Consider the following 19,460-nt stretch of genomic DNA (forward strand, 5'->3'; position numbering starts at 1 on the left):
TGTCAGCATGCCGGTTAGTTATAACTTTAGGGTTTCATGCCCGGGATTGCCAGACAGATTAAGGGATCTTTGCCGATTAAGTAAGACTAGAGCCCCTTCGGGGCAATCTGTTCTCCAGTGTAAACCTTGCAATGGTTATCGTTGTGATAGCCGTTTTTTTACTGCCGCGACAAACTTAGGGTGATGTATCACCCAGCCGCCAAGGTAGCCAATGAGGCAGCCAAGAACGATATCGAATAGGCGAGCGAGCATTAGCTGATCGGTTTCACTGGCCGGGACATTGATATCAGCGAAGATTACGGTCAGTGGTGTGATAAACAGTACGGCTAGGCCGTAGTTACGGGTAATGAGTACCTCAATAAAAAAGCTCAGTAGTAAAATCAATACAGCGGTTTCCCATGGGCCGGGCGACAGCGAAAAGATCATCCAAGCGATCCCCATGCCCAGCGTCGTGCCGAAGATGCGGTGCACGTTGCGGTGCCAGATCGCCCTGAATGTCGCGCCTTGCATAATCGCAGTGGTGGAGATGGGAACCCAGTAGGGGTTATCCAGCTGTAGAAATAGGGCTAAGCAATAACCACCACCCACAAACAGACTGATCACTAATGATTCGATACTGATAGCCAGAATGTGATGGTCAATGGCTTCGGTAGGGCGGTCAACAAACGTTTTCGATATATAAACCTGATAGACGCTGTAGATTAGCGCGAGAAAACACCCGTCCATCGCGCCGAACATCAGTATGCCGACCCGTTCTGCTGCCAGTGAGAGATCATAGGGAAGTGTTCTGGCCAAGCATGCGACGACTACAAAAAACAGTGTTCCGGGTGGCGGCACAGAATAAAAGCGGCAGATCACCGTGACCATAAACACGTTCAGCGTCAGTGTCGCGGCGGATAGGTAAGGGTCAAAGCTGGTTAACACGCCTAATGCAAAACTAACGGCAAAGCCAAACGCGCAGGTGGCTAGAGTCATCATTCGGCGGGGAATATTGGTCTGCCGCATATACAAAACCGATAGCCCACCCATACAGGCCAGCATAGAGGTAGGGAAATCGCCGACCCAGGCGCCAAACAAACCCGGTAGCCCCACCGCCAGTGCCGAGATCAGTATAAAGCCAATCGGTCGCTTATGATCGCTTAGCTCAAGTAGTGGCTTAATGCTGTTGTAAAGTCGGGATAGTGAGGCGTTGTTATTCAATGGCGTTCCTGAAGGCTGGATAAGGTAATTAAGTCACCGTCTGATAGCGGCCCCGATTCAAGGTGTTTACATAGGGTATTGTTTAACCCTAGTCGAGCGTCATGCTTGAATCTTTGGGTCAAGATAACACCAAGGTGTTACCGCTCAGGGTAGTGCTAGGTAAAGTCGCTAGCGTCATCGTTAAGCAAAGCAGTTAACAAGTTAATTATACGCCTAGCTATTTTGGTAAGAAAAGCGTCAGGCGCAGGGTTTTGTTGACCTAACTCGCTATTACGTGGGTTATTCGCTATTTTGGGCTTGCAGATGGCGCAATCACGCAATAATAGCATCAGCTGTACACACTAATGACTAGAGGCAATAACAAGATGTCAAAAATGCTTGATGAATTAGATATTAACCAATACTTTCCGGTGGCGCTTGATTGGGCCAGCAATGTTCTGCTGGCTATCATTATTTTGCTATTGGGATTATGGTTTGCCGGCAAGGTTAACAAAATGATTGTTGCCGGTAGTCAGAAAAATCAGCATCTCGATGATACGCTGTTTCGTTTTCTAGGCAGCATGGCGCGCTATATCATTATCGCTTTTGTCATGATTGCCGTGCTTAATCGGTTTGGCGTACAAACCGCATCGATTGTTGCCTTGCTCGGTGCCGCCGGTTTAGCGATTGGTTTAGCGCTTCAGGGGGCGATGTCGAATCTGGCCGCCGGTGTCATGTTGCTGATTTTTCGACCTTACAAGGTGAATGATTTTATCGATGCGGCAGGGCGGTTTGGTAAAGTGACGGAGATCGATATGTTTACCACGGTGCTGCAAACATTCGATAACCAGCAAATTATTGTGCCTAATTCACAGATCTGGGGTGATCAGATTATCAATCATTCGCACTATGATGTGCGTGGTGTGGATATGCATTTTGGGGTGGCTTATGGCGAAAGTATCGATGCTGCCCGGGCTGTAATCGAAACGGTTTTGGCTAACCATCCCCATGTGTTGAAAACACCAGTACCCTTTGTTGAAGTGGAGACATTGAATAACAGTTCGGTTGATTTTCTGGTACGACCTTTCTGTCAGGGTGAGCACTATTTTGATGTGCTGTACTCAGTACCAGAGCAGATCAAGAAAGCCTTGGATGAACATGATATCGAGATTCCATTCCCCCATCGGAAAGTGATTTTGGTGAATGAAACCAACGAAAAAAGCCAACTTTAAAGCTCATTAATTTTATTAGGTTATATAGATAACCTTCTGATATATAATAATTAAGTGCTTAAAAATAAAAAGCCCTGTCATAACGGCAGGGCTTTTTTAATACCGTTGCTTTGGTCAACAGTAAGGTTCGATATGGGTGTATTTTTAATACAACATTTAATACACCTGCTTTTTTGTGCTGATCTAGGCCCCTTTCTAGGCCTTTGTGACAGCCCTCGCATCAGCGTTTCTATCAGTCCGAATATCAGTCTTTGATAAGCCAATATAAGCCGCCGTTTAGCGGCGCTTTCAGTATCTAGGTTGTGGTCTCTAAGTTAGCCGCGCTTCCAGCGATGGAAGATTTCTAACCAGGCGAGAACCTTTTGTGGCGCATGTTTTTTCTTCCACTCTCCGGCAACAAAACGGTTGGCTTCGTTGAGCGTTGGGTAGGCATGAATAGTACCGAGAATCTTATTTAAGCCGAGTTTGTTTTTCATCGCTAAGGCGAATTCTGGCAGCATCTCTGCGGCATGCTCGCCGACAAGAGTGACACCAATAATTTTATCGCTGCCGGGTTTAAGCAAGACTTTAACAAAACCGTAGGCGGCTTCATCGGTGATGGCTCGGTCCAGCTCTTCGAGATTGTAGCGCACCGCTTCATAGGCAATACCCTCATCAATCGCTTGCTTCTCATTCAGGCCAATACGCGCAACCTCTGGACTGGTGTAAGTGGTAAAAGGAATGAGGGAGTAGTCTACTTTAAACTTCTTCAGTTGGCCGAATAGCGCGTTAACTGAAGCAAACCACGCTTGATGAGCCGCGGCATGGGTGAACTGAAAAGGCCCAATGACATCACCGCAGGCTAAGATGTTTGGCATGCGAGTGCGTAGGTAAGGGTCGACTTGGATTGTGCCGCCCGGTTTAGCTGTGATGCCCATCGCTTCGAGGCCGAAGCCGGTCACATTGGCGGTACGGCCAGTGGCAACCAGTAGTTTGTCGAAACCGATACGTTTTTCTTGATCGTTATGGCGACAGACAAGCTCAAAACCAGCGTCTGTGACTTCAAAGCGCACAGGGGTATGACTGGCGCAGATCTGGATGCCGTCTTGTTGTAGGCGTTTCTCAACTACCGCAGCAGCATCCTGATCTTCCTTGGTAAGCACCTGGGTGCCGCGAAAGAGGATAGAGACTTGGCTGCCGAGGCGGGCAAAACATTGGCCCAGTTCACAGCCGATCGCGCCGGCACCGAGTACCAGTAAGCGTTCAGGACGCTGACGTAGGCCCCAAATAGTATCGGAAGTGAGTGGCTCTACTTGTTCTATGCCGGGGATGCTTGGCAGCGTAGGCCGTGCGCCGGTGGCGATAACAATATTTTGCGTGGTAATGGTTTTGCCGTTGACCTCGACCTCCCACGGGCTACGAATAAAGGCATCACCGGTAACGCAATCGACGCCGAGGGATTCATAGCGGGCGATGGAGTCGTGTGGCTCAATCGTTTCGATAACCCGCTGAACCCGATCCATGACTTCTGAAAATTCATATTCGACAGCGGCGTTGCGAATACCCAGATCTTTCGCGTCGCGGACATCGGCAAGGAAGTGGGTGGTACGAATCAAGGCTTTAGAAGGTACGCAGCCGGTGTTAAGGCAATCGCCGCCCATTTTATGGCGCTCGATCAGTGTGACTTTGGCCTTGGTGGCCGCTGCGATATAAGAGGTAACCAAACCGCCGGCACCGGCACCAATAACGACCATGTTGGTGTCAAATTTTTTCGGCTTGGTATAACCGCTGTAAACCTTACGTTGTTTCACTTTATCGACAATAGCCTTGGCGATCCAAGGGAAGATGCCTAGCAAGCAGAAGGAGAGAATCAGCCCTGGTGACAGGATATCGCTAGGCTGTTCGATCAGGGCCAGCTGTGTACCGGCGTTTACGAAGATCGCAGTACCCGGCAACATGCCCAGTTGGCTTACCCAGTAGAAGGTGGTTGCCTTCATGCGAGTCAGGCCCATGACCGCGTTGATGACAAAGAACGGAAACAGCGGTACTAAGCGCAGGGTAAAGAGATAGGAGATACCATCTTTCTCGATGCCGCGGTTAATCGGGTCAATGTAATTAGAGAATTTATTCGTCAGTGGTGCCCGTAATAGGTAGCGAGCCATCAGGAAGGCGAGGGTGGCACCGGTCGCGCTAGCAAAGGAGACCAGAATCAAGCCCGTCGCGAGGCCAAAGATAGCGCCGCCGACCAGCGTCATAATGACGGCGCCGGGTAATGACAGTGCGGTAACCAGTACGTAGAACACGACAAAGGCCGCGATGGCTAATACTTTATTGGCCGCGACCCAGCTTTGCAGGCTGTCTTGTTGCGTTTTTATATATTCTAGATTGAGGTAACTACCGAGATCTAACAGGAAGAAAGCACCTATTAATGCGGCAATAACAACGATTAAGATGATTTTTTTACTATTCATAAACAGCTCTGCTTGGCAAGAGTGGGGTAAGTGCTAGGGATAATCGCACAGTAAACTGAAAATATCCTGAAAGACTGATTGTTTCAGCGGGGGGTGGTTCAGTTTATTTTACAGCAGTGGGTTAGAGTATGGGCGGTTAGATGGTGGGTGTTCGGCTGGCTAGGCATAAAAAGCCTTTATCGCTCAGGCAGAGAGAAAAAGGCTTGTTTGGTGGAACAGCGTTGAAGTGTAGCGACTTAGCTATTGTTGTTGGCCGCTTCCAGGGTATTTTCCATCAGTGTCGCAACGGTCATTGGGCCGACACCTCCGGGAACGGGGGTGATCCAACCGGCCCGTTCGGCGGCAACGGCGTAATCCACATCACCCACTAAGCGGCCATCTTCAAGACGGTTAATGCCCACATCGATAACGATAGCGCCGGGCTTAATCCATTCCCCTTTAACCAGTCCGGGTCTGCCAACACCGACAACCACGATATCGGCGCGCTGTACATGGGCAGCGAGGTCCTTCGTGAAGCGGTGGGTGGTGGTAGTTGTGCAGCCCGCCAGTAGTAGTTCGAGTGTCATTGGGCGGCCAACAATGTTGGACGCCCCAACGATGACCGCATCTTTACCGCGAATCGCTTCGCCGGTCGATTCCAGCAATGTCATAACCCCTTTGGGGGTGCAAGGACGCAGTGCGGGTAAGCGTTGCGCCAGACGGCCCAAGTTGAAGGGGTGGAAACCATCAACATCTTTTTCTGGGCGGATGCGCTCAAGAATCTCGTTCGCTTCGAGGTGGGCGGGCAGGGGTAGCTGCACTAAAATGCCATCGATCTGGTCATTACTGTTAAGGCTATCGACCAGATCTAGCAACTGTTGCTGGCCGGTATCTGCCGGTAGGTCATAAGAAACCGATTCAATGCCAACCTCTTTACAGGCATTTTTCTTGTTTCGGACATATACCTGCGAGGCGGGATCGAAGCCAACGAGGATAACAGCCAAGCATGGGGCGCGTTTACCCGCATCAAGGCGGGCTTTAACACCCACGGCTACCTGTTCGCGAACATTTTGGGCAATCTGCTTGCCGTCAATTATCTGAGCGCTCATCTTACGAATGTCTTCCCCAGTCATTAATTTTGATGGCGCGGATTGTCTCATGGTTGCGCTATTCCTCCAAGGGCTATCGCGGCTCGCTATGGGATGAAAGTGCTTTAGAGCACGTGGGGGGCTAAATGCTTAATGGCTGTCCTATATATAGGTGGTTTTGGTTTTTAGGCTAGATAGAGGAAAGACGGTAACTAAAGGCAAGGCATCGATTGATAAATAGGTGAGGGGATTAGCCAAGCATGAACGTTACTACGTCGACTCACTCAGCCGATATCCTTAGTTATGTATAAAAAGTGATCGGTTAGTGCGGTTATCGACATCTAAGTGGTTTATTTTGCTTAAATTTTAAAAAGGGTGTTGACGGAATATAAAGCGATATATATTATGCGCTCCATCTTGAAGAGGGGCACGAAGCACCTAAGTGTGAATTGAACTTCAACGAGATCGGGCAGTGTCAGGCGCCCGTAGCTCAATGGATAGAGCACTCGCCTTCTAAGCGAGCGGTTGCAGGTTCGACCCCTGCCGGGCGCGCCAGTAAGGTCTGACAAAAAAGTGTCAAAGAGTTAAATGTATTGTTATGGTGGGCGTAGCTCAGTTGGTAGAGCTCCGGATTGTGATTCCGGCGGTCGTGGGTTCAAACCCCATCGTCCACCCCATTTCTTAATTCTTCTTATTCCCTTTATTTATCTCTTTTTTAATCCTTTTGTCAGTGATCCGTGCATTTATGCTGCATACGTTGATATTCAACGCTTTTGCTTGACTAATAGCACCGCTTCCCGGACAATTTCCGCCTTTAGAAATTCTGGCACCTGTAGTGATAGGCCTCTACTAACGTAAGAGGGTGAGCGACAGGTCAATTTTCAGATTTGTTACGATACAAATAATTTTGTGAGGAATTCCATGCAAGTATCCGTAGAAACCACTACTGGTCTTGAGCGTCAACTGACTGTTGTTGTACCTGCTGATCGTGTTGATAGCGATGTAGCCAAGCGTGTTCAAGAGACGGCTCGTACCGTTCGTCTGGACGGTTTCCGTCCCGGTAAAGTGCCAGTTAAAGTGGTTAAAAAGCGCTACGGCCAAGGCATTCGCCAGGAAGTCATCGGTGAAGTTGTGCAGCAGAGCTTCTATGAAGCGATACAGCAAGAAAGCCTGACACCTGCTGGTGGCCCAAATGTTGAATTCAAAACCGACAAAGAGGGTGAAGATTTCTCTTACACTGCAACTTTTGAAGTGTACCCAGAAATCACACTGGCTGACTTTTCCGGCGTTGAAATCGAAAAGAATTCCGCTGAAGTAAAAGATGCTGATCTTGATCAGATGGTTGATACTCTACAGAAGCAGCAAGCTGCTTTTGAAGAAGCTGACAAAGCGGCTGCCGAAGGCGACCAGCTGAACATCGATTTCGAAGGTTTCATCGATGGTGAAGCATTTGACGGTGGTACTGCAACCGGTATGGATCTGGTATTAGGCTCTAATACAATGATTCCTGGCTTTGAAACTGCACTTGAAGGTGCTAAAGCCGGTGATGAGAAAGAAGTTAACGTTACTTTCCCAGAAGAGTACCATGCTGAAAACCTGAAAGGTAAAGACGCTAAGTTCAACGTTAAGGTGAACACAGTATCTGCTCAAGTATTGCCAGAATTGAACGAAGAGTTCTTCGCTAAATTCGGTATCGAAGAGAAGAGCGTTGAAAGCTTCAAAGTTGAAGTACGCAAAAACATGGAGCGTGAACTGAACCAAGCGCTGAAGTCTAAGCTGAAAGAAGCGGTCTTCGGTAAATTGGTTGAAGTTAACGCGATTGACGTGCCAACTGCACTGATTGATGGTGAGATCGATGCGATGCGTCGTCAAGCTATTCAGCAGTTCGGTGGTGCTGATGCCAATATCGACCCTAACATGCTGCCTAAAGAGATGTTCTCTGAGCAAGCTGAGAAGCGTGTTAAAGTCGGCCTGTTGGTGTCTGAGGTTGTTAAAGCTAACGAACTGAAAGTGGACGACGATCGTGTTCGCACTACCGTTGAAGAGCTGGCAGCGACTTATCAAGAGCCACAAGAAGTGATCGACTGGTACTACAGCAATCAAGAGATGCTGAACCAGATTCAGAACCTCGTTCTGGAAGATCAGGTTTTGGACCTGCTGCTCGATTCTGCTAAGGTTAGCGAAACCGAACTAAGCTACGAAGACGCAATCAAGCCTGCAGCAGCACCTGTTGCTGAAGAAGCAGAAGAGGCGTAATTGCCCTTCGCCTTAATTGCGTTTATAAAAGAACGGTTGTCGGCTTAAGGTCGGCCGCCGTTTTTTTTTCTGGACGTGTGGCAAACACGTTGTTAAGGATTTAGGAGAGAATTCAATGTCGGATTTTTATAATGGCCCTACCGTAATTACTAGCAGTGGTCTGGTACCCATGGTTGTTGAACAAACAGCACGTGGTGAGCGTTCTTACGACATCTACTCTCGATTATTGAAAGAACGGGTTATTTTCATGATTGGCCAGGTAGAAGATCATATGGCTAATCTGGTGGTTGCTCAGTTGTTGTTTCTTGAGTCTGAAAATCCCGATAAAGATATTCACCTGTATATCAATTCCCCCGGCGGTTCGGTGACAGCGGGTCTGTCTATCTACGACACCATGCAGTTCATCAAGCCTGACGTTAGCACCATGTGTATCGGTCAAGCGGCGAGCATGGGTGCGTTGTTGTTAACCGGTGGTGCCGCAGGTAAGCGTTTCTGTCTGCCACATTCTCGGATGATGATTCATCAGCCGTTGGGTGGTTATCAGGGCCAAGCAACCGATATCGAGATTCATACTCAAGAAATTCTGAGTATTCGTGACAAATTGAACAGCATTATGTCGCATCACACCGGTCAAGATATGGATACCATCAGTAAAGATACTGATCGTGATAACTTCATGTCTCCGGAACAAGCGGTTGAGTACGGTCTGATCGATCAGGTAATGACTAGCCGTTAATACGCGTACCGCGCTGTGTCGGTGTCGCTTCGATATTTTATGCGAGTGTTTCGATCGGACACCCACTTGAAGTTTGCTGTAAAGCGGTGCACATTGTTCGCTATAATGTGGCTAACGCGATAAAGAAATTAAAGGGCCTGGCCAGGCATGGTTGGGACAAATAGAGGAAGTTGAATGTCCGACGATATCAACGGTAAAGAGGGAGGCGATGACAGCAAACTGCTGTATTGCTCTTTCTGTGGTAAAAGCCAGGACGAAGTTAAAAAACTGATTGCAGGTCCGTCTGTTTTTATCTGTGATGAATGTGTCGATCTGTGTAACGACATCATCAAAGAAGAGATTCAAGACGCGGAAGAGCCCCAAGAAGAAGGGGATCACCTGCCGACTCCGGCTGAGATCAAAGATAATCTGGATGCCTACGTTATTGGTCAGGAACGGGCTAAGAAAGTACTGTCTGTTGCCGTATATAACCATTACAAGCGACTGCGCTTTCAACAAACCGCAGGCGACACCGATGTCGAGCTGGGTAAGAGTAACATTCTCTTAATCGGCCCAACCGGTAGTGGTAAGACCCTGTTGGCTCAAACATTGGCGCGCATGTTAAATGTGCCTTTCACAATTGCAGATGCGACCACTCTGACCGAAGCCGGTTATGTGGGTGAGGATGTTGAAAACATCATCCAGAAGTTGCTACAGAAGTGCGATTATGATGTTGAGAAAGCGCAGCTGGGCATTGTCTACATCGATGAGATCGATAAGATCTCACGTAAATCAGACAATCCATCAATCACCCGTGATGTTAGCGGTGAAGGTGTACAGCAAGCGCTGTTGAAGCTGATTGAAGGTACGGTTGCTTCTGTGCCACCCCAGGGTGGGCGTAAGCATCCGCAGCAAGAATTTTTACAGGTTGATACCTCGAATATTCTGTTTATCTGTGGCGGTGCCTTTGCCGGGCTTGATCAAGTCATCAAGCATCGTAGTGAAAAGAGTTCGATTGGCTTCAATGCGGCGGTTGTCAGCAAAGAAGAAACCAAGAAGATCACCGATGTGTTGGCTGATTTAGAATCTGAAGACCTGGTTAAATATGGTCTGATTCCTGAGTTTGTGGGCCGTTTGCCGATGATTGCAACGCTGACAGAACTGGATGAAGATGCCCTGATTCAGATCCTGACCGAGCCTAAAAACTCACTGACTAAGCAGTATGCTGCTTTGTTCGGTATGGAAGGCGCTGAGCTGGATTTCCGTGAAGATGCGCTCAAGGCTGTTGCTACGAAGGCGTTGGAGCGTAAAACCGGTGCCCGGGGGTTGCGGTCTATCCTCGAAGAGCACCTGCTGGATATTATGTACAGTCTGCCATCTCAGAAAGGCATCTCTAAGGTTGTCATTGATGAGGGTGTGATCACAGGAGACTCTGATCCTATCCTAATCTACGAAAATCAAGATGCGCCAAAAGCGGCTTCAGAAGATTGAAGCTGTCACCATTATGAAAACGCGCCCCCGGCGCGTTTTTTGTATGCTGCACCAATAATTCTATGTTAAGCGCCATTGGGCGAATAAATAGGATGCACACACTAGAGCTTAGGCGGGTGAGCAATTAAAATGGCCCCTGCCTTAATGTAAGAAAGAGATTTTCCAATGGGAAGAAAGTTTGAAGTACGTAAGGCTTCCATGGCTAAGACTCAGGGAGCTAAATCCAAGGTATATGCCAAGTATGGCAAAGAGATCTATGTCGTTGCCAAAAATGGTGGCGTCGACCCCGAGGGCAACCTATCGCTGCGTCGCCTCATCGAGAAGGCAAAAAAAGATCAAGTGCCGGCCCACGTTATTGAAAAAGCGATCGACAAGGCTGCAGGCGGCGGTGGCGAAGACTTCCTGCCAACCCGTTATGAAGGTTTTGGTCCCGGTGGTTGCATGGTTATCGCCGATTGTCTGACCGATAACAACAACCGTACTTTCGGTGATGTTCGGGTAGCGTTCAACAAGGGTAAAGCTAAACTGGGTGGCCAGGGCACGGTTGCCCATATGTTTGACCATCAGGCCGTCTTTGTCTTTCCCCATGACGATGAAGATGAAATTCTCGAAACATTGATGGAAGCGGATGTTGATGTAACGGAAGTCGAAAGCGAAGATGGCAACATCACTGTTTACGCACCGCACACCGAGTTTTTTAAAACCAAGACCGCTTTGCATGAAGCCTATCCCGATCTTGTGTTCGAGGTAGAAGAGATCACCTTTATCCCTCAAACCTATGTTGAGCTGGCCGGTGAAGACCTTGAACAGTTCGAGACCTTTTTAGAGATGCTGAACGATGTAGAAGACGTTCAGGAGGTTTACCATAACGTTGAGATGCCTGACGAGTAACTCATCGCGCAGGTTGGTTGAATAAAAAAGGGCTGATGTGTAAACATCGGCCTTTTTTTGTATTGACGGACGTTATCAGCAGCGTTGATCTCGGTTACGGATTCTAGCTTTGGGCTCTTTCATTTGATATTTAGCAGGTTCATGGTTAATGAAAGCGGCTGCCCCTGAGGTTACCCTTCATCTTTCCTCTCAAGGCGGACTATTTACAGTGCGTCTTCACAATGGTTCAAGAGGGGGTGAATTTGAAGTATGCTGACTTGAGGAAGAGTTAGGAGCTCTGCCAAGCAGCCCGCTTTTAAAGTTTGCTTGCCAGTAAAGCAACGGTTTAGGTTGTGATTATGTGTAAAAGCCGGTTTTACTGGAGCTGCCATATATCCTTACTGGCAAAGCAGTAATGGCAGCATGAAGATTTGGGCATATCCAAAGCTATAACAAAACCATCGTTTATCGCGGGTGTTTTGCAACGAGTGATAGTTTCTATGAGTGATCTATATAAAGGTAGTTGTTTGTGTGGTGCTGTTACTTTCGCTGTTGATGGTTTTAGCGAGCAAGCTGCGAATTGCCATTGCACTATGTGCCGTAAGTTTCATGGTGCTGCATATGGGACATTAGTAGGCGTATCAGGGTTGAAATGGATTTCGGGTAAAGGTTACCTAAAAGAGTTCATCGCGCGAAATGGCACTGTTCGTACTTTTTGTTCTGAGTGTGGTTCTAGTTTAGGTTTTCGTGTGAAGGGGGCTTTTTTAAAAGACATTGAATTGGCAATTTCAACGTTTGATAGCGATACTCCTGTTGTAATCGATGCGCATATCTTTACTGATGACAAAGCCAATTGGTGTAATTTACAAGATGATTTACTCAAGTTCAAACAAGGGCGCAAATAGGCTTAAAGTTGCATAGCAAGGCGTTATGTTTACCATCAATTATTCACTGGAGGCCACTATGGCTAATATGATTTCAGGTAGCTGTTGCTGTGGGGACGTAGAATTTGCGCTGGCAGATAACTTTAGTAATTTTTACTTTTGTCACTGTGAACAATGTAGAAAATTAACGGGTACTGCACATGCCTCTAATTTATTCACATCACCTGAGAATATCAATTGGGTTAAGGGTGCTGAAAAAGTAAAACGCTATGATCATCAAGAGCGTACTTTTTCTAAAGCTTTCTGTGAAAATTGTGGCTCTGGGTTACCGTTTATATCGCAAAGTGGTAAATCATTAATTGTGCCGGCAGGTAGTTTAAATGGAGAGCCATCAATAGCATTGGATGCTCAAATATTTTGCTCAGAGCAGACTGAGTGGCATCAACAGGGGTTGCAAGTAACTAAAGTGCCAGGTTTTCCAGCGTAAATATAACAAACACTTAAACAGGAAAAGCAGAGGATTAGATTTTTCTAAAAATTTTAATCCTCTGTTTTGTATGCTTAGTGTGTGTTAGGTAAATATGAATTGAGTATTAGTTATGTCCATAATTTTTGAAGATAAAAATCTCTGTAAAATAAGAACGATAACCACTTTTATATCACTGAGTGGTGATCGTCATCGTTGGAAAGAACAAATTGAAAGCGCCGCTTTTTTCTGTGGTAAATTAACATCTATCTTTCAAAAGTATGGTTATAAGGTTCAAACAAATAGAATCGTAACAAACCCTTTTGGTAAATATTTAAATACAGAGAGTATAGAAAGTGCAAGAGATGATTTAAGTTACCTTAATAATATTCTTCATAACTTAAAGTCTTCTGATATACGTATAAGGTTCGCTGTTGGAGAGGCTCAAACAAACCATGAAATATCACTTGTCCCCGAATTAATCAAAGAGTTTGGTGATCTATGCAATGTCTGTGTAAATGTTGGTCTTGACAAAAATGGAATGCTTGATAATGAAAAAATCACTAAATCTGCTGAAGCTGTAAAGACAATCAGTGAAATAACCCCAAGAGGGGAAGGTAATTTTAATTTCACTGTTAACTTTAACTGCGATCCGCTTATCCCATATTTTCCTGCAAGCTACCACCAAACAGAGTTAGGGAATCGTTTTGTTATTGGCTTAGAAACACCGGATTTACTTGTTAACGTCTTATCTGAAACCAATAAAAATACTCATTTTACTAATCATAATGAACAATATAATCATTACTACACTGTAATGAGTGAAGCACTTCAATATCATGTTTCTGCCATCAATAGCATTATTGATCTGGCAGATTTAGGTAACCATTTTAAATTTTCGGGGTTTGATAGTTCCGCCGCTCCATCAAAAGACTGCGAGAGTATGACGACTGTTTATGAAAAAATGGGGGTTGAGTATTTTGGCGCATCTGGGACAGTTGAAGCGTCTTCGTTATTAACAAAAGTATTTAAGTCATTACAAGGTGTTGATTTAGTTGGTTTTTCAGGGCTCATGCTTGCATTAACAGAAGATACTGGGCTCGCGGCTGGTACACTTAAATCAAATTATGATATTCGTTCCCTATTAACCTATAGTGCAGTTTGTGGCATTGGTCTGGACACTGTTCCTATCCCTGGGGATACATCAATAGAAAAAATAAGTGCTCTTATGAGGGATACAGGAACAATGGCCTTTCGTTTAGATAAGCCGTTGACTGTTCGTTTATTTCCAGTCCCTAAACTAAATGCCGGTGATTTAACTGTTTTCGAAAGCGATGATTTATGTAACTGTGCTGTACTTGCTGTTCCTTAGGAGAGCGGTGCGGTTCGTTCCTCACCGGGCACTTTACGGATTGCCGCGTTTTTGGTGCGGTTGGGTGCATGGATTGTCGATGAGTAGGGCGCGGTGAAGAATGAACCGCACCATGGGCATCCATTATTCCCCAGAACTTTCATTACAGCTTTCATTACAACTGCCGTGTCAATATAGGTACGGTTCGCAGGCTCACCAGCACCTTGCGATTATGGCGTGACAAATGTTGCTTTTTGTATGCGGTGAACGGTGCGGTTCGCAAAGCTCACCAGCACCTTACAGCGTGACAACCCGAGCGGCCAGTGCGATTAGAACGCCACCGGTGAGGCGGTTAACCAGTCGGCTGCGTTTCTGTAGGGTTTTTAAGACTGGGCCGTGGGAGAGCAGGAGCACCATCAAGGTGTACCAGAGGCCGTCGACCAGTGCGGCGGTGGCGGTCATAATTAGATGATCAGTGGCGCTGGCGTCGGGGCTGACAAATTGTGAGAACAGGGCGATAAAGAAGATCGCTAATTTTGGGTTGAGCAATGAAATGGTTGCGCCTTCAACACCGGCTGTCAGTATGGATACCTTTTGACCTTCATTCACACCAAAGGCCGAGTTTTTACCGGCACGAATCGCTTTAACGCCGATCCATGCCAGATAGGCTGCACCTAACCAAGTAATCACCTGAAATGCCAGTTGTGATTCGGCTACCAGAATGGCCAGCCCGGAGATGGTGGCAAAGGCCCATAAGCCAACACCGGCAGCGTGAAACCAGCTAGCAGCTAAACCGTGGCTACGACTGTTACTGACGGTTTGTTTAAGGACGACGGCGAGGCTAGGGCCGGGCGACATCGCCCCAAGGCAGCAGATAGCAAGTAATGAGAACCAAGCAGTTAAGGTCATGGGGTGTCTCTAGCAAGGATGTGTGAAAATGGCAGTTGCTTATGAATTCGGCACGATTGGTAAAATGCACCTAAGCTGATAAGTGAATTATATTACAGCGATACGGCAGGAACCAGAGGGCAAGCCGCGCTGTGGTAGTCCGTGTGGCTGTTTTAAGTGCCACGCAAGCAAGTGTCGAGCGACGTTGTACACTTCAATCGAGAGGTTTCAATTATGCAAAGTATCGAAACGATTTCCCAATCTTGCCCCTATTGCGGCGAGCCAATCGTGTTACTCGTGGATTGTAGTGCCGGTGATCAACAATATATCGAAGACTGTCAGGTTTGCTGTAAACCGATCACCGTTGAGCTGAAGCTCGATGGCAGTGAGCCTGAGGTGTTGCTTAAAACCGAAAATGAGGTATAAAAAACGCCGCATGAGGTCATGCGGCGTTGTTCGCGGCAAGGGCGGCTTGATAGCACCTTTGCTTCGTTGAGGGGGTAGCCCGACTGTTTAGTCGATCAGGCCGTAATCGTTGCGCAGAATATCGATGATTTCCGCTTTTGGATTCTCTGATAAGGGCAGTTTTTTACCGATAATTTTTTCGGCAATTCCCACATAGGTATCAGAGACTTTTTGCAACAGCGCGGCGGGCAGGGCGTTATCCTTTGCCAACGCATAGCGCTCTTCCATGCGATCTTTATTGATCAGGATATCGGGATCAGGGAAGAAGTTAAGCAGCTCCTGACGGAACACCTCTTTTGAGTTTTCAACGACCTTGCCTTCGCGGTAAGACGGGCCGTCCCATATCCGTGATGAGTCAGGTGTACCGACTTCATCCATATAGATCAGCTTTTCATTGCCAGCAGCATCGGTCACATAGCCAAACTCAAATTTAGTATCGACAAATACTTGGTCGATTTTTTCAAGTTCGCTGCTAATAACATCAAAACCTTCTTTCAGCAGTTTTTCGTAAACCGCGATATCGTCCTTAGAGCGGAAGTGGAAGGCTTGGTAGTTATTGCTGATATCTTCACGGGTGATGTTGACATCATCCACTTCAGGCACGCCGGGAATACCACTGAGAATACCTTTGGTTGATGGGGTGATCAGCAACTCGGGCAGTTTTTGATCTTTTTGCAGGTCATCGGCAATCTGAATGCCACAGAATTCACGTTCGCCTTTTGCGTATGAACGCCACATGGAGCCGGTAATATACTGGCGGCAGATCGCTTCAATCATAACCGGTTTAGCTTTCTGGACGATCCACACAAACGGGTGAGGGATATCCAGAATGTGGCTATCGGCTAGTCCGTTATCACGGAACAGTTTAAACCAGTGATTAGAGATGGCATTCAGTGCCGCGCCTTTACCGGGCACGCCATTCATACCGCCTTCACCATGCCAGATGCATTCGAACGCTGAGATACGATCGCTGATAACCATAATGGCCAACGGCGCATCGGCGGCCACATCATAGCCTTTCTCTTGAATCAGACGGCGACTATCGGCTTCGGTCAACCAGTAAACGGAACGTACTTTTCCACTGTGTACCGGTAGGTCGGTACGAATCGGCAGATCATTGTTTACTGCCAAAACCTTATCAGCAAGACTCATTGCACTTTGTCCTGTATCTCAAAAATAGATTAATAATAACGTTCCAGAACCACAGCATTGACCTGAAAGGGTGGCAGTGCAGAGCTGGCATCATAACAGCGCTGAACGCTTATTTTTTCTGCCAGATTCTGGAACAGGGATATTACACAGATTTGTAATAACCCGCTACATTTTGACCTCTGGATTTGCCTATCGTCGCGGGTCGGTGGCTTTATTAGGGTGCTGCAGTGAAGCAGCGTTTCTGGTTATTAGCTTAGTACGCATGGGTATACTCCTTTGATCGCCTAAAACTCATAGGCGGTTGTCATTGGATAGTTAAACACGGTGCTTTCATCACGGTAACCGGATGCCGCGGTTGCTTAAACTCCTTGAGCATAATAGGCATCAGCAAGCTGAGGTGTACGGGTTATTGGCGGGGATGGATCATGATGCTAGGCGAAAACCAGTATGGGACGATAAGACTGGCCCTTTGATGCCGAAATTAACTGCGTCGAGGTCAAATAACCCTAACCTTTGTCGTTATTGATGCATGAGCGAATGTGATTATCCGGGTAAGTGGCACGCGACTAAAGTAGTGAATGTATGAAGTTTCTCCTGCTATACTCGTTCGCCTTAATTGAAAAGGTATCGCCGTGACTGACTCTTCTACATCTGCCGCTCTTGCCTCCACGGAAGCGACATTCTATCAAGTGAACCCACGGGCACGCTGGTTTGTGCTGGTGAGTATCTGTATCACGTTATTCATTGTACCGATGTCAATGTCCGGCGTGAACATGGCCTTGCCCGCCATTGCCGATGCGCTGCAGGCGGATGCGGTATGGCTGAGTTGGATTCCAACCGCGACCCTCTGGGGCAGTATCGTGCTATTACTGCCGGCGGGCCGGGTGGCGGATACTGTTGGTCGTAAGCCGATCTTCCTATTAGGGGTTATAGGGTTCTCGCTGGCTTCTTTGCTGGTGTTTGTGGTGCAATCGGTTGAAGTATTGCTGTTAGTGCGGGTGTTACAGGGACTGTTCAGTAGTCTGGTGTTTGCCACCGCAATGGCGATTATCGCCACGGTGTTTAGCGATAGTAATCGTGGTTCGGCATTGGGCTTTACCGCGACCTCGGTCTACCTTGGGCTGACCTGTGGGCCTCTGATCGGTGGTTGGTTAACTGAGCACTTGGGTTGGCAAAGCGTGTTTTGGGGGCCAGTGCTGTTAGCGTTGATTGCCATTGTGTTGGCGGTTATCTATATCCGTAATGATGGTCAGTCAGGTCAACCGGCTCAGCCCCTCGATTGGATCGGTTCGTTGATCTTTGTGGCTATCGCGACGCTGCTGCTGTTTGGTCTTTCAGGCTTACCTAATCTTTATAATATCTTGATGCTGTTGGCAGGCATCGCGCTGGTATTTGTGTTTGTCCGTTACCAGAACCGCTGTGCCTATCCTTTAGTGCGCTTTAGTTTGCTGGCGTCTAACCGGGTCATGAGTCGCTCATTGATGGCCAGCTTCTTGATGTATGCGGCCCATTATCCGGTGCTGTTCCTGCTGAGCCTCTATCTGCAATATTTACAGGGCTTGTCGCCGAGTGAGGCAGGGCAGATGATTTTGTTGCAGGCTTTTATTATGGCGATTCTTGCGCCGATTGCTGGTCGTCTCTCTGATCGCTATGAACCGCGCTTGATCGCCACCATTGGCTGTCTATTTTTCAGCTCGGGATTTGCCGTGTTGGTGTTCTTGGAATCCGATAGCCCACTGAATCTTGTGATTATCGCGCTGTCGCTACTCGGGGTTGGCTTTGGCTTATTCTCTACGCCAAACAACAATGCGGCACTTGGCTCCGTGCCTAAAGACCGCTTGAGTATTGCCTCGGCTCTGCTCAATCTCTCACGCACGAGCGGCAATATGTTTAGCATGGCGGTGATTATGTTGCTGATGAGCCAGTTGTTACACAGCGAACAGATTCGCCCGGAACGTTATCCCGATCTGTTGTTAGTGGTGAAACTAGGCTTTGCCAGCGCCTGTGCGTATAGCTTCGTCGCGGCATGGTTCTCATATAGTCGGGGTAAGGTGACCCGTTAAGGGCTGTAGTTAGGGCTATCGGGGATCATTCGGCTTTGCTATCGAGGCCGGTTTATTTGATCCGCCGTTGCAGGCCTTTTTGAGCAATGATACGAGTGGCAATCTCTTCGATGGAAAAGTGGGTAGTGTTGATGAAGGGCAGTTGCTGTTGGCGGAACATTCGCTCGACCGATTGAACTTCATCTTCACACTGATCCAGTGAGGCATAACGACTGTTAGCGCGACGTTCATGGCGGATAGAGGCTAACTGAAACGGGTCGATGGTTAGGCCAAACAGTTTATCCCGATAGGCTTCCAGTGCGTCCGGCAGATGGGTGCGATTAAGATCATCATCGGTGAGCGGATAGTTTGCGGCACGAATACCAAACTGCAGTGCCATATAGAGGCAGGTAGGGGTTTTACCGCACCGGGATACGCCGGTCAGAATAATATCGGCTTTATCGTAATGCTGCGTTTTTCCACCATCATCATTTGCAATGGCAAAGTTGACCGATTCAATACGATCCATATAGGTGTTTACTTCATTGATCGAGTGGGATTTGCCGACGCTATACGATGAATGACTGCCCAGCTCTAATTCCAGCGGTTTGAGAAATGCCGAGAAAACATCGATTTTATAAGCGCTACTGGTGCTGATGACTTCACGAATGGCTTCATCCACCACGGTGTCGAATACGATAGGGCGATAACCGTCTTCTTTGCCGGCTTGATCAATGGTGTCGACCGCCTCTACGGCTTTCTCAATGGTGTCGATATAGGGCAGCGTGATTTTATTGAATTGAATCGAACCGAACTGTGCCAACAAGCTATTACCCAGTGCTTCAGCGGTAATGCCGGTGCCATCGGATATAAAAAAAGCTGTTCGTTTCATAAGATTAGGCTGTCCTGCGTCATCGAAGTGTATTAGAAGGTGGTTATTATTACGATATTG

The 19,460-nt window shown here is 47.4% G+C and carries 16 protein-coding genes and 2 tRNA genes; 12 read left to right on the forward strand and 6 right to left on the reverse strand.

Annotated features, from left to right (window positions below; all coding sequences use genetic code 11):
- Window positions 1-135: 135 nt before the first annotated feature.
- Window positions 136-1,200 carry an FUSC family protein gene (locus tag ACN0T0_RS02545; protein ID WP_417222901.1) on the reverse strand — a complete coding sequence of 355 codons (1,065 nt, stop codon included), beginning with the start codon at window positions 1,198-1,200 and terminating at the stop codon, window positions 136-138.
- 365 nt (window positions 1,201-1,565) lie between these two features.
- Between ACN0T0_RS02545 and ACN0T0_RS02550 the strand changes: the two genes are divergently transcribed.
- Window positions 1,566-2,411 (forward strand): mechanosensitive ion channel family protein, encoded by an 846-nt coding sequence (locus tag ACN0T0_RS02550; RefSeq protein ID WP_417222904.1) that lies wholly within the window; start codon window positions 1,566-1,568, stop codon window positions 2,409-2,411.
- A gap of 314 nt (window positions 2,412-2,725) precedes the next feature.
- On the opposite strand, the gene ACN0T0_RS02555 is transcribed toward ACN0T0_RS02550, so the two are convergent.
- Window positions 2,726-4,861, reverse strand: a complete 2,136-nt coding sequence (locus ACN0T0_RS02555; RefSeq protein WP_417222906.1) for an FAD-dependent oxidoreductase — start codon at window positions 4,859-4,861, stop codon at window positions 2,726-2,728.
- A gap of 236 nt (window positions 4,862-5,097) precedes the next feature.
- Entirely contained in the window at window positions 5,098-5,949 is an 852-nt protein-coding gene (gene folD, locus ACN0T0_RS02560) for a bifunctional methylenetetrahydrofolate dehydrogenase/methenyltetrahydrofolate cyclohydrolase FolD (RefSeq protein ID WP_417223386.1), read from the reverse strand.
- 458 nt (window positions 5,950-6,407) lie between these two features.
- Between folD and ACN0T0_RS02565 the strand changes: the two genes are divergently transcribed.
- The 9 genes from ACN0T0_RS02565 (at window position 6,408) to ACN0T0_RS02605 (ending at window position 13,982) form a co-directional block, all read left to right on the forward strand.
- Window positions 6,408-6,483 (forward strand) — tRNA-Arg (locus ACN0T0_RS02565).
- Window positions 6,484-6,529: 46 nt separating this feature from the next.
- Window positions 6,530-6,605 (forward strand) — tRNA-His (locus ACN0T0_RS02570).
- Window positions 6,606-6,849: 244 nt separating this feature from the next.
- Window positions 6,850-8,184, forward strand: coding sequence for a trigger factor (tig, locus tag ACN0T0_RS02575; RefSeq protein ID WP_417222909.1), 1,335 nt, complete (start codon window positions 6,850-6,852; stop codon window positions 8,182-8,184).
- Window positions 8,185-8,299: 115 nt separating this feature from the next.
- Entirely contained in the window at window positions 8,300-8,920 is a 621-nt protein-coding gene (clpP, locus tag ACN0T0_RS02580; protein ID WP_417222912.1) for an ATP-dependent Clp endopeptidase proteolytic subunit ClpP, read from the forward strand.
- 174 nt (window positions 8,921-9,094) lie between these two features.
- A complete protein-coding gene (clpX, locus tag ACN0T0_RS02585) occupies window positions 9,095-10,390 on the forward strand; it encodes an ATP-dependent protease ATP-binding subunit ClpX (RefSeq protein ID WP_417222914.1) in 1,296 nt (431 codons plus the stop codon).
- 165 nt (window positions 10,391-10,555) lie between these two features.
- On the forward strand, window positions 10,556-11,281 hold the full coding sequence (locus ACN0T0_RS02590) for a YebC/PmpR family DNA-binding transcriptional regulator (protein WP_417222916.1): 726 nt from the start codon (window positions 10,556-10,558) through the stop codon (window positions 11,279-11,281).
- Between the two features lie 479 nt (window positions 11,282-11,760).
- A complete protein-coding gene (locus ACN0T0_RS02595; protein WP_417222919.1) occupies window positions 11,761-12,165 on the forward strand; it encodes a GFA family protein in 405 nt (134 codons plus the stop codon).
- Between the two features lie 58 nt (window positions 12,166-12,223).
- Complete coding sequence (locus tag ACN0T0_RS02600; RefSeq protein ID WP_417222921.1) at window positions 12,224-12,631, forward strand: GFA family protein; 408 nt, start codon at window positions 12,224-12,226, stop codon at window positions 12,629-12,631.
- Window positions 12,632-12,743: 112 nt separating this feature from the next.
- The gene (locus ACN0T0_RS02605) at window positions 12,744-13,982 is read left to right on the forward strand and encodes a DUF711 family protein (protein ID WP_417222924.1); all 1,239 of its coding nucleotides are present in this window, start codon (window positions 12,744-12,746) and stop codon (window positions 13,980-13,982) included.
- A 276-nt stretch (window positions 13,983-14,258) separates the two neighbouring features.
- Here ACN0T0_RS02605 and ACN0T0_RS02610 read toward each other — a convergent pair whose 3' ends face one another.
- A complete protein-coding gene (locus tag ACN0T0_RS02610; protein WP_417222926.1) occupies window positions 14,259-14,870 on the reverse strand; it encodes a LysE family translocator in 612 nt (203 codons plus the stop codon).
- A gap of 213 nt (window positions 14,871-15,083) precedes the next feature.
- Here ACN0T0_RS02610 and ACN0T0_RS02615 point away from each other — a divergent pair, with 213 nt between their 5' ends.
- Window positions 15,084-15,275 (forward strand): CPXCG motif-containing cysteine-rich protein, encoded by a 192-nt coding sequence (locus tag ACN0T0_RS02615; RefSeq protein WP_417222928.1) that lies wholly within the window; start codon window positions 15,084-15,086, stop codon window positions 15,273-15,275.
- Between the two features lie 87 nt (window positions 15,276-15,362).
- Here the strand turns inward: ACN0T0_RS02615 and ACN0T0_RS02620 are convergent, their stop codons facing one another.
- Window positions 15,363-16,466 carry a phosphoribosylaminoimidazolesuccinocarboxamide synthase gene (locus ACN0T0_RS02620; protein WP_417222931.1) on the reverse strand — a complete coding sequence of 368 codons (1,104 nt, stop codon included), beginning with the start codon at window positions 16,464-16,466 and terminating at the stop codon, window positions 15,363-15,365.
- A 632-nt stretch (window positions 16,467-17,098) separates the two neighbouring features.
- Between ACN0T0_RS02620 and ACN0T0_RS02625 the strand changes: the two genes are divergently transcribed.
- Window positions 17,099-18,529 carry an MFS transporter gene (locus tag ACN0T0_RS02625; protein WP_417222933.1) on the forward strand — a complete coding sequence of 477 codons (1,431 nt, stop codon included), beginning with the start codon at window positions 17,099-17,101 and terminating at the stop codon, window positions 18,527-18,529.
- A 52-nt stretch (window positions 18,530-18,581) separates the two neighbouring features.
- Here the strand turns inward: ACN0T0_RS02625 and ACN0T0_RS02630 are convergent, their stop codons facing one another.
- Entirely contained in the window at window positions 18,582-19,400 is an 819-nt protein-coding gene (locus tag ACN0T0_RS02630; protein WP_417222936.1) for a pyruvate, water dikinase regulatory protein, read from the reverse strand.
- Window positions 19,401-19,460: the final 60 nt, after the last annotated feature.

It is taken from the genome of Amphritea sp. (assembly GCF_048266285.1).
Taxonomy (GTDB): Bacteria; Pseudomonadota; Gammaproteobacteria; order Pseudomonadales; family Balneatricaceae; genus Amphritea.

What these genes read in the sequence shown, in the direction of transcription:
- ACN0T0_RS02550 (WP_417222904.1), top strand. Translation starts at nt 1,566, where the DNA reads ATGTCAAAAATGCTTGATGAATTAGATATTAACCAATACTTTCCGGTG.
- ACN0T0_RS02555 (WP_417222906.1), bottom strand. Translation starts at nt 4,861, where the DNA reads ATGAATAGTAAAAAAATCATCTTAATCGTTGTTATTGCCGCATTAATA.
- folD (WP_417223386.1), bottom strand. Translation starts at nt 5,949, where the DNA reads ATGAGCGCTCAGATAATTGACGGCAAGCAGATTGCCCAAAATGTTCGC.
- tig (WP_417222909.1), top strand. Translation starts at nt 6,850, where the DNA reads ATGCAAGTATCCGTAGAAACCACTACTGGTCTTGAGCGTCAACTGACT.
- clpP (WP_417222912.1), top strand. Translation starts at nt 8,300, where the DNA reads ATGTCGGATTTTTATAATGGCCCTACCGTAATTACTAGCAGTGGTCTG.
- clpX (WP_417222914.1), top strand. Translation starts at nt 9,095, where the DNA reads ATGTCCGACGATATCAACGGTAAAGAGGGAGGCGATGACAGCAAACTG.
- ACN0T0_RS02590 (WP_417222916.1), top strand. Translation starts at nt 10,556, where the DNA reads ATGGGAAGAAAGTTTGAAGTACGTAAGGCTTCCATGGCTAAGACTCAG.
- ACN0T0_RS02595 (WP_417222919.1), top strand. Translation starts at nt 11,761, where the DNA reads ATGAGTGATCTATATAAAGGTAGTTGTTTGTGTGGTGCTGTTACTTTC.
- ACN0T0_RS02600 (WP_417222921.1), top strand. Translation starts at nt 12,224, where the DNA reads ATGGCTAATATGATTTCAGGTAGCTGTTGCTGTGGGGACGTAGAATTT.
- ACN0T0_RS02605 (WP_417222924.1), top strand. Translation starts at nt 12,744, where the DNA reads ATGTCCATAATTTTTGAAGATAAAAATCTCTGTAAAATAAGAACGATA.
- ACN0T0_RS02610 (WP_417222926.1), bottom strand. Translation starts at nt 14,870, where the DNA reads ATGACCTTAACTGCTTGGTTCTCATTACTTGCTATCTGCTGCCTTGGG.
- ACN0T0_RS02615 (WP_417222928.1), top strand. Translation starts at nt 15,084, where the DNA reads ATGCAAAGTATCGAAACGATTTCCCAATCTTGCCCCTATTGCGGCGAG.
- ACN0T0_RS02620 (WP_417222931.1), bottom strand. Translation starts at nt 16,466, where the DNA reads ATGAGTCTTGCTGATAAGGTTTTGGCAGTAAACAATGATCTGCCGATT.
- ACN0T0_RS02630 (WP_417222936.1), bottom strand. Translation starts at nt 19,400, where the DNA reads ATGAAACGAACAGCTTTTTTTATATCCGATGGCACCGGCATTACCGCT.